Source organism: Chloroflexota bacterium, from assembly GCA_014360805.1.
Lineage (GTDB): Bacteria > Chloroflexota > Anaerolineae > DTLA01 > DTLA01 > DTLA01.
In genome coordinates this window covers 1-11,722 of sequence record JACIWU010000092.1, presented here as the reverse complement: position 1 = coordinate 11,722, position 11,722 = coordinate 1, and the positions used below count along the sequence as shown (strand labels likewise).

Annotated in this window: 10 protein-coding genes; 5 read left to right on the top strand and 5 right to left on the bottom strand. The window is 65.8% G+C overall.

The window, feature by feature from the left end; all coding sequences use genetic code 11:
* The 3 genes from H5T65_12445 to H5T65_12435 form a co-directional block, all read left to right on the top strand.
* The coding region (locus tag H5T65_12445) for a CBS domain-containing protein (GenBank protein MBC7260045.1) at positions 1–2,085 on the top strand (2,085 nt) is incomplete at its 5' end.
* 27 nt (positions 2,086–2,112) lie between these two features.
* Positions 2,113–2,427, top strand: a complete 315-nt coding sequence (locus tag H5T65_12440) for a divalent-cation tolerance protein CutA (GenBank protein ID MBC7260044.1) — start codon at positions 2,113–2,115, stop codon at positions 2,425–2,427.
* A gap of 77 nt (positions 2,428–2,504) precedes the next feature.
* Positions 2,505–3,458, top strand: a complete 954-nt coding sequence (locus H5T65_12435; protein MBC7260043.1) for an SDR family oxidoreductase — start codon at positions 2,505–2,507, stop codon at positions 3,456–3,458.
* On the opposite strand, the gene H5T65_12430 is transcribed toward H5T65_12435, so the two are convergent.
* From H5T65_12430 to H5T65_12415, 4 genes are all read right to left on the bottom strand, one after another.
* Complete coding sequence (locus H5T65_12430; protein ID MBC7260042.1) at positions 3,455–5,077, bottom strand: CTP synthase; 1,623 nt, start codon at positions 5,075–5,077, stop codon at positions 3,455–3,457. The genes H5T65_12435 and H5T65_12430 overlap by 4 nt on opposite strands.
* Before the next feature lie 103 nt (positions 5,078–5,180).
* A complete protein-coding gene (locus H5T65_12425; protein ID MBC7260041.1) occupies positions 5,181–5,552 on the bottom strand; it encodes a roadblock/LC7 domain-containing protein in 372 nt (123 codons plus the stop codon).
* 438 nt (positions 5,553–5,990) lie between these two features.
* Positions 5,991–7,739: an alpha-glucosidase gene (locus H5T65_12420; GenBank protein MBC7260040.1), complete on the bottom strand. Its 1,749-nt coding sequence runs from the start codon at positions 7,737–7,739 to the stop codon at positions 5,991–5,993.
* Positions 7,740–7,906: 167 nt separating this feature from the next.
* Complete coding sequence (locus H5T65_12415) at positions 7,907–8,776, bottom strand: alpha/beta hydrolase (protein ID MBC7260039.1); 870 nt, start codon at positions 8,774–8,776, stop codon at positions 7,907–7,909.
* Positions 8,777–9,221: 445 nt separating this feature from the next.
* Here H5T65_12415 and H5T65_12410 point away from each other — a divergent pair, with 445 nt between their 5' ends.
* Together H5T65_12410 and H5T65_12405 are read left to right on the top strand one after the other, a co-directional pair.
* On the top strand, positions 9,222–9,542 hold the full coding sequence (locus H5T65_12410; protein MBC7260038.1) for a cupin domain-containing protein: 321 nt from the start codon (positions 9,222–9,224) through the stop codon (positions 9,540–9,542).
* A gap of 39 nt (positions 9,543–9,581) precedes the next feature.
* Positions 9,582–10,538 carry a fumarylacetoacetate hydrolase family protein gene (locus H5T65_12405; protein MBC7260037.1) on the top strand — a complete coding sequence of 319 codons (957 nt, stop codon included), beginning with the start codon at positions 9,582–9,584 and terminating at the stop codon, positions 10,536–10,538.
* A gap of 20 nt (positions 10,539–10,558) precedes the next feature.
* On the opposite strand, the gene H5T65_12400 is transcribed toward H5T65_12405, so the two are convergent.
* The gene (locus H5T65_12400; protein MBC7260036.1) at positions 10,559–11,140 is read right to left on the bottom strand and encodes a DUF2227 family putative metal-binding protein; all 582 of its coding nucleotides are present in this window, start codon (positions 11,138–11,140) and stop codon (positions 10,559–10,561) included.
* Between the last annotated feature and the right edge of the window lie 582 nt (positions 11,141–11,722).

The window sequence follows — 11,722 nt, the reverse complement described above, 5'->3', positions numbered from 1 at the left end:
AACCGCTACCTCCGCTACCCCCTTACCGAACGGCAGCGCAATCTGTACGATCAATTGCTGCAGAACAGCGAGACCATGGAGTTCGGCGGGCAAGTCGTGGCCATCGCCACGGCCACGGTGCCGGAGCATGTGGAGGAGATTTCCACGCTGGCCCACAAACTGCGAGACTTGCTTGACCCCGACGCGCTGTTCGTCATCGTGCAGATGGGTGAGCACGTGCAGATTGTGGCGCGCAGCACGTCCGAGGCCATCAACGTGGCCGATGCGACGGCGTTCTTCGGCGGGGGCGGACACAGCCGCGCGGCGGCAGCGCTGGTGCGCGGGCGGACGGCGGCGGAGGTCAAGGAGGCGCTCGTCGCGTACCTCAAGGAGCGCGTGATGCCTGCCGTTACCGTGGGCGAGATCATGTCCTTCGGCGTTCACACCGTCGGCCCCGACACCACCATCGCCGAGGCCGCCGACCTCATGACCCGCTACGGCCACGAGGGCTTCCCCGTGGTGGAGCGCGGCAAGGTCATCGGCATCCTCACGCGGCGCGAGGTAGACCGGGCGCTGCACCACGGGCTGGGCGGCGCGCCTGCCCGCCTGTACATGGTGGCCGGCGACGTAACCGTGTCGCCCAACGACCCGGTGGAGAAACTCCGCCAGGTGATGGTGGAAAACCGAGTCGGCCAGGTCCCTGTGGTGCGCGACGGCGAGGTCATCGGCATCGTAACGCGCACGGACCTGCTGAAACTGTGGGCCGTGCCCCCCAACCCCCGACGGGCCGAGATCGCCAACAAACTCGCCCAGACGCTGCCGCCGTCGCTGCTACGCCTCATCCAAGAAGTGGGGCGCGAGGCTGCCGACATGCAGGTTTCTGCCTATCTGGTGGGCGGGTTCGTGCGCGATCTGCTGCTGGGGATTCCCAACTTTGACATAGACTTCGTGGTGGAGGGCGACGCCATCCGCCTGGCGCGGAGACTGGCCCGGCGCATCGGCGGCAAGGTGCGCGTCCATGCCCAGTTCAAAACGGCCAATTGGCTCCTGGAGGGCGTGCCCAACGGCCCGCCCGAGTTCCCCGGCAACATTGACTTCGCCACGGCGCGCACCGAGTTCTACGAGGAGCCGACCGTGCTCCCCAAGGTGGAACGCAGTTCCATCAAGTTGGATTTGCACCGTCGGGATTTCACCATCAACACTCTGGCCATCCGCGTGGACCCGGAGCACTTCGGCGAACTGTTGGATTTCTACGGCGGCGAGGCGGACCTCAACCACAAACTCATCCGCGTGCTGCACAGCCTGAGTTTTGTGGAGGACCCGACGCGGATGCTCCGCGCCGCTCGCTTTGAGACGCGCATGGGGTTCTACATGGAGCCGCGAACCGAGGAGTTGCTGCGCAACGCCGTGGACTTGCTGGACAAGGTCTCCGGCCCGCGCATTCTCCACGAGTTGCTCCTGATCCTTGAGGAGCGCGCGCCCGAAGACATCCTGGCGCGCTTGCAGGAGTTGGGAATCCTGCGCCACATCTCGCCAAGCCTGGCGTGCGACGCCTGGCTCCGCGAGCGGTTCCGGCGCCTGCGCGAGGACGTTCCGCCGTGGGGCGACAGGCCCGCCCGCGACGCGCTGCGGGACGGCTATTTGGCGCTCCTGACGGCGCGCCTGCCCGAGCGGGAATTGGCCGCGTTTGTGGAGCGTTTCCGCTTTCGTCGCCAGTTGGCGGACCTGCTGACGGCGACGGCGCAGTTGATGGCCAACGAGCGGCAACTCGCCCGTCGCGAGATGAAGCCCAGCGAAATCTGCCGGCTTCTGGATGCCGCGCCTGTGGACGCGGTGAAGTTGTTGTGGTACGCCGCGTCTGCCGACGTGGTGCGGGAGCGCGTGGCCGACTACATCCTGCGCCTGCGCCATGTGCGCCCCGAAATCACCGGCCATGACCTCAAGGCGATGGGCTTGTCGCCGGGGCCGCTGTACAAGAACATCCTGGCGGCGGTGCTGGCGGCGCGCCTGGACGGAGAGGTGAGCAGCCGCGACGAGGAAAAGGCGCTGGTGCAGCGAATGCTGGCGGAGGGGCGGGAGTTGCCCGCAGCCTGGCCGCGACGATAGAAATCGCCTCGCCTGAGGAGAAGGCCCATGAAGCCGATGATCGTATTCGTTACCGCCGCGACCGCCGACGAGGCCACGGGCATCGCCCGCGCCCTGGTGGAGGAGCGCCTGGCGGCCTGCGCGAACATCGTGTCGCCCATCGTCTCGGTGTACCGCTGGGAAGGGCAGGTGCAAGAGGATCGCGAGGTCTTGCTGATCATCAAGACCACGGACACCCGCCTGCCCGCCCTCATTCAGCGCGTCAAGGCGCTGCATTCGTACCAGGTGCCCGAGGTCATCGCCATGCCCATCGCCGACGGGAGCGCCGACTACATTCGCTGGCTTCTGGACGAGACGCAGTAGTCCACGGGACGCCCTCGCGCCGCCTGTGCTGCGCCTGGGGCGCGCCCACTTCAACGCATGGAAGGAGCCAAAATCGCATGCAATCTCATTCTGAACCCGCCGCTGGCAAGAAGCGCGTCCTGGTAACCGGCGGAGCGGGATTCATCGGTTCCCACGTCGTGGATCTGTTGCTGGAGCACGGGCACGAGGTGGCCGTCGTGGACAACCTGAGCACAGGGCGCCGCGAGAACGTGAACCCGCGGGCCGCGTTCTTCCTGGCGGATATCGGCTCGCCCGATCTGGCGGCGGTGTTTGACGCCGCGCGCCCGCAGGCGGTGGTGCACCTGGCCGCGCAGGCTTCGGTGCCCGTCTCGGTGGCCGACCCCGTCCGCGACGCGACGGTGAACATCCTGGGTTCGGTCAACCTGTTGCAGCAATGCGTGCGCGGCGGCGTGGAGAAGTTCGTGTACGTCTCCACGGGCGGGGCGCTGTACGGCGAGCCGCAGTACCTTCCCTGCGACGAGGATCACCCCATCATGCCCCTGTCGCCCTACGGCGTGAGCAAGCACACCGTAGAACACTACCTGCATTTCTATCGCCAGGTGCACGGCCTTGCCTACACCGTGCTGCGCCTGGCCAACGTGTACGGCCCTCGGCAAGACCCCTTCGGCGAGGCGGGGGTGGTGTCCATCTTCACCCAGCGAATGCTGGACGGCGAGCAGGTGGTGATCTACGGCAGCGGCGAGCAGGAGCGGGACTTCGTATTCGTGGAGGATTGCGCCCGCGCTGCCGTGATGGCCCTGTCACGCGGCGATGGGCAGGCGTACAACATCGGGTGCGGGCGGGGAACCACCGTCAACGCCCTGTTCGCCATGATGAAGTCCATCACCGGCTACATGCGGGAGCCGCGCTATGACCCGCCCAGGCCGGGCGATGTCTTCCGCAGTTTCCTGAACGCCGACAAGGCGCGCCGCGAATTGGGCTGGGAGCCTGCCGTCTCGCTGGAGGAAGGGCTGCGGCGCACCATCGCCCACTTCTGGCAGAACCGCTAGCGGGAGCCAGCGTTGCGGGCGGCCTTGTGGCGTATCGCGGCCTCTACGAAGCCCACAAACAGCGGATGCGGCCGGTTGGGGCGCGACTGGAACTCCGGGTGGAACTGGCTTCCCACCATCCAGGGGTGGTCGGCCACCTCGCAGATTTCCACCAGTCGCCCGTCGGGCGAGATGCCGCTGTGGATGAGTCCCCCTTTGGTCAGCATGTCGCGGAACTCGTTGTTGAGTTCAAAGCGGTGGCGGTGCCGCTCCAGCACCTCGGGCACGCCGTAGGCCTGGGCCGCGCGCGTGCCGGGCACCAGTCGGCACGGGTACACGCCCAAGCGCATCGTGCCGCCCATATCGGAGATGGAGCGCTGTTCGGGCAGCAGGTCTATCACCGGGTAGCGGGTGGAATGGTCAAACTCGGTGCTATTCGGCTCGTCGCTGCCCACCAGGTGGCGCGCGAACTCAATGACCATGACCTGCATGCCCAGGCACAGGCCCAGGTAGGGGACTTTGTTCTCGCGGGCGAACCGCGCCGCGAGGATTTTCCCCTCAATGCCGCGGTAGCCGAACCCACCGGGGACGACGATGCCGTCCACCTGGCCCAGCACGTCGTACCCGCGCCCCTTCTCCAGTTCCTCGGAGTTGACCCAGTGGATGTTCACGTCCACGCCCCGGTGGAAGCCCGCGTGCATCAGCGACTCGCGCACGCTGATGTAGGCGTCCTGCAACTGCACGTACTTGCCGACCAGCGCGATGTCCAGCCGCTCCTTGGGCGCCTTGATGCGGTTGACCATCTCGCGCCACTCGGTCAAATCGGCGGCGCCGGTGGACAGCCCCAGGCGTGCGGCCACGTAGGAGCCTAGCCCCGCCTCCTCCAGAATCAGGGGCACTTCGTAGATGGTCTCCGCCGTCTCCAGGGGCACCACCGCCTCGCGGTCCACGTCGCAGAACAGGGCGATCTTGTCCTTCAGCGCGCTGCTCACGGGGTAATCGGAGCGGCACACGATGACGTCGGGCTGGATGCCCATGGAGCGGAGTTCCTTGACGCTGTGCTGGGTGGGCTTGGTCTTCAGTTCTCCCGTGGAGCCGATGTAGGGGAGCAGCGTGAGGTGGATGTAGAGGACGTTGTCGCGGCCCACGTCCTTGCGCATCTGGCGGATGGCTTCCAGGAAGGGCTGGCCCTCAATGTCGCCCACGGTGCCGCCCACTTCCACGATGACGACGTCGGGCGCGCTTTCCTTGGCCACCTGGCCGATTCGCCGCTTGATCTCGTTGGTTACGTGGGGGATGACCTGGATGGTGCCGCCCAGGTAGTCGCCGCGCCGCTCCTTGGCGATGACCTCGGAGTAGATTTGCCCTGTGGTTACGTTGTTGGCCCGCGTCAGGTTCTCGTCAATGAATCGCTCGTAATGGCCCAGGTCCAAATCCGTTTCCGCGCCGTCCACCGTTACGAACACTTCCCCGTGCTGATAGGGACTCATGGTGCCCGGATCCACGTTCAGGTACGGGTCCAGTTTCTGTATGCTCACCTTGAGGCCGCGGTTCTTGAGCAGCCGCCCGATGGATGCGGCAGTAACCCCCTTGCCTACCGACGAGACGACGCCGCCCGTGCAGAATACGTACTTGGTCATTTTCTCTCCCGCTGATTGGCCTGCGCACAAAGAACGGGGAGCCCAACCAGGCCGGTCGGGACTCCCCACCCGCAACTGCCTCCGAGAACAGAGGGGCGCTGGATTACAACAGTTTGGCCAGGTCTTCTGCGGCGCGGCGCATGTCCAGGAAGATCAGTCCCAGTTTGGCGTCCTTCCGCGCCAGCACGGTGAGCACGGCGTCCTCGCCGACCGCCGACAGGAAGACATAGCCCTGCGCGCCTCGGATATAGACCTGTTCCAACAAGCCCCGACCCAATTCGCTTGCGATTCGCTCGCCCAGGGATAGCATGGCTGCCGACATGGCGGATACCCGGTCCTCTTCCACGTCCGCGGGCAGCGCCGAGGCCATGATAAGCCCGTCCACACTGACTACGGCAGAAGCCTCAATATCGGGCGTGCTTGCCTGAAGGTCCCTCAGCCGACTGACCATCAACTCGGTGCGCGATCTTGTCATGGTGTTTGCACTCCTTTCCCCATTCTGGTCAGCGATAGGCTACCTGCTGCATTGAAGTCTTCTACATAATATCATAACTCATGTCGGATGTCAACGGGGCGCGGGACAAAAATTGATTCGGCCAGAGGATTCCAACCGCGAATCCACGCGAATCTACGCGAATGGAGATTAGGTGAGGTAGAGGTTGCGCGGATAGGCGAAGGTGCGTCGCACCTCGGCTGGCGGCACAATGCCCAAACACGTAGGGCGGCTTTCCATAGCCGCCGGAGAGCTATCCACGAATAACACGAATCTACGTGAATGAAATAGATGTAGACACGCATGGCGGCACAATGCCCAAGCACGTGGGGCGACTCTCCATAGCCGCCGGAGGCGGGGGCAGGTATGGAAACCTGCCCCTACGCTCGCTACATTCGCGTGGATTGGCGTTACTCGCGGTTACAGAGCCTGTCCGCGAATGCGCGGCGCGGCGCCGCCCCACTCTAGGACGATCGCCTCGTAGGGGAGAATCGCGAGTTTCGCGCCCGGCCGCAGGGGTGGCGCGGCGGCGTCGTCGCCGGTGGCGCGGCTGGAGAGAAGCACGCGGGCCTCGCCCGTCGCATGCAGCGCCAGCCGCCGCGCCGAGAAGTTGAGCACGACGAGGCAGGTCTGCCGCCCCGTTCGCCGCAGGAACGCCAGGTAGTCCTGGGCCCTGGTGTTCAGCGGGACATAGTCGCCTTCTACCAGCGCGGGCGTCTCCCGCCGCAGGCGCAAGGCGCGCCGGTAGAAGTTCAGCAGCGAGGCGGGGTCTTCATCCTGTTCCGCCACGTTGACGCCGTCGGCGTAGTTCGGGTTCACGGGCAGCCAGGGTTCCACCACGGCGGGGCAGAACCCGCCATTGGGCGCATGGGCCCACTGCATGGGGGTGCGGCACTTGTCGCGGGTCAGGCGGGCAGCGCGTTCCAGCGCGATGGCGGGCGGCACGCCCAGTTCTTCCACCTGCGCCTGGTAGAACCAGATGCCCAGCACGTCGCGGAACTGGCGGATGTCGGTCAGCATGAGGTCGGTCATGCCGATTTCCTCGCCGTTGTACAGGAAGGGCGTGCCGCGCAGGGTCAGCAGGAGAACCAGGTGAAGCCGCGCCAGTTCGGCGTCGTGGACGCCATCGCCGAAGCGGTTGTACACGCGCGGCGAGTCGTGATTGCCCAGGGTGTTGCACGGCCAGGCGTCGGGCGAGATTCTCGCCAGGGCGCTCAGCCGCTCGCGCTGATTCTTCCGCACCCAGGCGGGGGTCAGGCGCTCCGTGCGCATGAGGGGGAAGTTGAACACCATGTGCAGTTCGCCATTGCGGCAATAGGCCAGGTTGTCGTCCTCGCCCACCAGCACCCTGTCGCCGTCATAGGTGTCCACCAGCGCCCGCAACTCGCGCATCAGGTCATGCACTTCCGGCTGGCTGTGCTGGTACTGGAACATGGCGTCCCAGAGCCTGGCGCATTCCGCCCGCTGCTCGGCCGTCTGGGCCGACTCGCCCAGGTGTCGCAACTGGCCGATGTTCATGGGCACGGGGTGGTCGGGCATGGCGGGGTGCTCAAAGATCGTCCCGATGGCGTCCAGCCGGAAGCCGTCCACACCCATGTCCAGCCAGAAGCGGGCGGCGCGGAACATGGCCTCTTTGACCTGGGGGTTGCGCCAGTTCAGGTCGGGCTGCTGCTTGAAGAAGTAGTGGTAGTAGTACTGATCGCGGGCGGGGACGTATTCCCACGCGGGGCCGCCGAACGTGGACTGCCAGTTGTTGGGCGGGCCGCCGGCCTTGCCGTCGCGCCAGATATACCAGTCGGCCTTGGGGTTGTCGCGGCTGGATGCGGATTCCAGGAACCAGGGATGCTGATCCGACGTGTGATTGAGCACGAGATCCAGGATGACGCGGATGCCCCGGCGGTGGGCTTCGTCCAGAAACCGCCGGAAGTCGTCCAGCGTGCCGTATTCGGGCGCCACACCCGTATAGTCCGAGATGTCGTACCCGCAGTCAAACAGCGGCGACGGGTAGTGAGGCGACAGCCAGATGGCGTCAATCCCCAGGCGCTGAAGGTAGTCCAGTTTTCCGATGATGCCCGGCAGGTCGCCGATGCCGTCGCCGTTGCCGTCGGCGAAACTGCGGGGGTAGATTTGGTAGAACACGGCCTTCTGCCACCATTTGAGTGCTGCCATTTGGGAAGCCTCTCTACGTGTTGTTTCCCGCGAGCCCGCCCGACGCTAGAGCATCGGGCTGAAGGGGCGAGGCCCTGCGGGCTGGTGCGAACGCGCGGATCCCCATTCGCGGCGTTCGTGATTCAAACGCCCCCGCCCAGGGCGACAGGTGGGGCGAGTACGCACGCCTATGCCCCGCGCGCGCCCAGAAAATCCAGCAGCGCCCCGTTGACCTCCTCGGCGGCCTCGTTTTGAACCCAATGCCCGCAGTCCGGGATGTAGTGGATGGTGAGATTAGGCACCCACTTCTCCAGGCCGCGCGTCAACTCCACGCCCAGCGCGATGTCGTCCACCGCCCAGATGAGCAGGGTGGGCGCTTCAATGGGGCGCACGCGCTGGGCCGGGGGATGCCGAAACGCGGCGCGGTACCAGTGGATCATGGAGCGGAGCGCGCCGGGCTGAGCCATGGCCGCGGCGAAGGCCCGCAGGTCATCGTCCGAAAAGGCGCCCTTGCGGACGGCGACCTTGCGGAAGAAGAAGCGGGCCGTTCCCATAGGCGACAGGGCCAACAGCGCCTCCGGCAGCCATGGAATCTGGAAGAAGAACATGTACCAACTGCGCCGCCGCTGGCTCCAGTGCCGCAGTTCGCGGGCGAACGCCACAGGGTGCGGCGCGTTCATGATGACGAGGCGCTCCACGCGGTCGGGGTAGTCCATGGCGAAGCGCCAGGCCACCGCCCCGCCCCAGTCGTGCCCCACGATGACGGCGCGCTCGCGCCCGGCCCAGTCCAGAATCGCGGCCACGTCCGCCGTCAGCGCGTCCAGACGGTAGGCGTGCACGTCCGACGGCTTGTCGCTGAGGTTGTAGCCGCGCTGGTCGGGGGCCACCACGCGGAACCCCGCCTTGGCCAGGGCCGGCATCTGCCGCCGCCACGAGTACCAGCATTCGGGAAACCCGTGGAGCAGCACGGCGAGGGGGCCATCGTCTGGCCCTGCCACCATCGCGTGCAGGTGAACGCCCTCAAAAGCGGGTATGCGCACTTCGGCGAGAGCCTCCATTGATCCTCTGCTCCTTGCCCCCCGTCTTGGGGTGTCTGGGGGCGCGCTGCGGGCAAGGATACCGCGGGTCTCCCTGCGAGTCAAACTCAAGGGCGTGCAGGGAGAGTTTGTTCTGCCTTCTCTGCACAAGGCGCCCCCGCGCTGAGAGCGTAGAGCAAATTGCCAATTTGCTCTACGCGGGTGAGGCTGAATCGCCGCATGGCCGCGCAGGGCCGCCCCCCGCGATGAGGGGTGGGCGCGCCGCACGTTCGCCTTTCCACCGCGGGCAGGGGATGTGGAGCAAATTGCCAATTTGCTCTACGCGGGTGAGGCTGAATCGCCGCATGGTCGCGCAGGGCCGCCCCCCCGCGCTGAGAGTGGCGGGAGCGCATAGCGTAGCGTTGCTGAGACGGGACAACTGTGGTATCATAGCCCGCAGCAGCGACCTTATCGCAGGAGGAACGCCATGGGCGATTTGCACGCGCAGGTTGTGAACCCGTCGGAACTGGTGGCGTATCAGGATGGCGCGGTGGTCAGCCGCGAAATCGTCAGCCAGAAGACGGGGACCGTAACGCTGTTCGCCTTTGACGCAGGCCAGGGCTTGAGCGAGCACACCGCGCCCTTTGACGCGCTGGTGCTCGTCCTGGACGGCGAAGCCGAGATCACCATCGCGGGGACTCCCTTCCAGGTGCAGGCCGGCGAGATGATCCTGATGCCCGCGCACAAGCCCCACGCCCTGAAGGCCATCCGGCGCTTCAAGATGATGCTGGTCATGATTCGCGCCTAGCCGCGGACGATTCCACCGATAACGCTCAAGGAGGCCCTGATGAAGATTGTACGCTATTGCCCCGCGACAAGCCGCAAATGCGGCAGGCTTGGCCTGCTGGTGGAGCGCCCCGAGGGAACCTACGTGCTGGACCTGGCGCGGGCACGGGTTTGGGCGTTCCCCGGCAGTCGCCAGTCGCCCATCCCGAATGACGTTCTTCCGCTCCTGCGGTCGGGGCAGAAGGCCCTGGCCATGGCGCAGAAGGTGCTGGATGCGGCCCTGTCTCGCTGGGACGACCTGCCGTTTGGCGTTGCCATGCCAGTGGGCGACGTGCGGCTGGAAGCGCCCATCGGGCGGCCCGGCAAGATCATCTGCCCGGGCCTGAACTTCCGCAAGCATCTGGAGGAGACGCAGGGGCCGGGAGCCAAGCCGCCCGAAAGGCCCTACGGGTTTCTCAAAGCGCCGTCGTCGGTCATCGGCCCCGACGATCCCATCGTCATGCCCATCTGGACGCAGAAACTGGACTACGAGGTGGAACTGGCGGCGGTGATCGGCGTGGGCGGCACGAACATTCCGCGCGAACAGGCGCTGCGGCATGTGGCCGGGTACACCATCCTCAACGATGTCAGCGCCCGCGAGGTCCAGGCGGCAGAGAGGCAGGCGGGCTTCCTCACCCTGGGCAAGAGTTTCCCCACCTCGTGCCCGATGGGGCCGTATTTGCTCACGGCGGACGAACTGCCCGACCCGCACATCTTGAGCATGGAACTGCGCGTGAACGGCGAGGTTCGCCAGCAGGGCCACACCAGCGACCTCATCCACGACTTCTCGGCCATCATCGCGTACTGGTCGCGGATGGGGCTTGAGCCGGGCGATGTGATCTCGTCGGGCACGCCTTCGGGCGTCGCCCTGGGCCGGGAACCCGACACTTCGTGGTACCTGAAGCCGGGCGACGTGGTAGAGGCCCGCATAGAGCGCCTGGGGACGTTGCGGAACCCCGTGGCGGCGCCGGTTGGGTGAGCGCGGGATAGGCGGCTTGCTCACCCCCATCCCCGCACGCGCCAGCGGACGGAGGTCTTGTGGACGGCGACGGGCCACAGGCGGTCGGCCAGGGTGTGCAGCGCATCGGCAAAGCACTCGCCCGCGATCCACGCGCCTGCCTGCGCCGGGTGGCGCACAATCCACACGAGGAGCGACAGGGGCAACTCGCCCCACCCCTTGGGCTTGCCGAAGATCACCCACCGGCCGATGGTGTTGGCCACCAGGAAGAACAGCAGGATGTACCCGAGGCGCAGCAGCGTGCCGATGACCGGCTGGTGCGATAGCCCTCGGTGGCGCGTCTGCCTGGCGTAGGGGTACCAGAAGATCACGAACGCCAGATACAGCGGAAGCCCCACAATCGGCCACCGGCGGATGCGCGCCTCGGTGCGCGTGATGTGGTCTTGGTCCAGGTCGGGGTCGGCGAAGTACGTGCCGAAGAGCATCCCCGCCAGCGCGTAGCCGGTGATTTCCAGGGCATAGACGACGTCCGAAGTGGCATACCAGGTCAGTGCGAAGGCGGTAGGGGTGCAAAGCGCCAGCGCCGCCTCGTTGATTCGCTGGTGGATTTTTCCCGATGGCATCGTCCCCTCCGAAGCGCAACCACGTATGCCGCATTTTCTCTCAAAGCGGCTGGGTGTCAAACGCGGAGGCCACCTCGCCATCCCCGCCCCGGCCTCTGTAACCGCGAATAATGCCAATCCACGCGAATGGGGAGGGGAGCGTAGCACTTACGTGCCCACGTTTATTCTTCATCGCGTGGATTCGCGGTTGCAATCCTCTGAGCGAGCGTAGGGCAGGTTTCCCATACCTGCCCCGTCTCCGCGGCGGCTATGGAAAGCCGCCCTACGGACTCGGATTCACCGCGGAGCAAGCGGAGACCGCAGAGACTGACCCTGAAATCTCCGCGTTCTCGGCGCTCTCCGCGGTGAGAATCTCTGGCGAGCGTAGGGCAGGTTTCCCATACCTGCCCCGGCCTTCGTGTCTTGTGTTTTTGCGTGAGAATCATGTTTCACACAAAGGCACAGAGACACAAAGGGATAAAGACACGGAGGAAACCCTCTGTGCCTTCGTGTCTTTGTGTGAGCCTTGGCGGCTATGGAAAGCCGCCCTACGGGTCTACCTCTATCATTCGTGTGGATTTGCGTTATTCGTGGATAGCCTCT

Excerpts from the sequence above, each read along its gene's own strand:
- H5T65_12420 (MBC7260040.1), bottom strand. The coding sequence starts at position 7,739 with ATGGCAGCACTCAAATGGTGGCAGAAGGCCGTGTTCTACCAAATCTAC.
- H5T65_12415 (MBC7260039.1), bottom strand. The coding sequence starts at position 8,776 with ATGGAGGCTCTCGCCGAAGTGCGCATACCCGCTTTTGAGGGCGTTCAC.
- H5T65_12410 (MBC7260038.1), top strand. The coding sequence starts at position 9,222 with ATGGGCGATTTGCACGCGCAGGTTGTGAACCCGTCGGAACTGGTGGCG.
- H5T65_12430 (MBC7260042.1), bottom strand. The coding sequence starts at position 5,077 with ATGACCAAGTACGTATTCTGCACGGGCGGCGTCGTCTCGTCGGTAGGC.
- H5T65_12440 (MBC7260044.1), top strand. The coding sequence starts at position 2,113 with ATGAAGCCGATGATCGTATTCGTTACCGCCGCGACCGCCGACGAGGCC.
- H5T65_12425 (MBC7260041.1), bottom strand. The coding sequence starts at position 5,552 with ATGACAAGATCGCGCACCGAGTTGATGGTCAGTCGGCTGAGGGACCTT.
- H5T65_12435 (MBC7260043.1), top strand. The coding sequence starts at position 2,505 with ATGCAATCTCATTCTGAACCCGCCGCTGGCAAGAAGCGCGTCCTGGTA.
- H5T65_12405 (MBC7260037.1), top strand. The coding sequence starts at position 9,582 with ATGAAGATTGTACGCTATTGCCCCGCGACAAGCCGCAAATGCGGCAGG.
- H5T65_12400 (MBC7260036.1), bottom strand. The coding sequence starts at position 11,140 with ATGCCATCGGGAAAAATCCACCAGCGAATCAACGAGGCGGCGCTGGCG.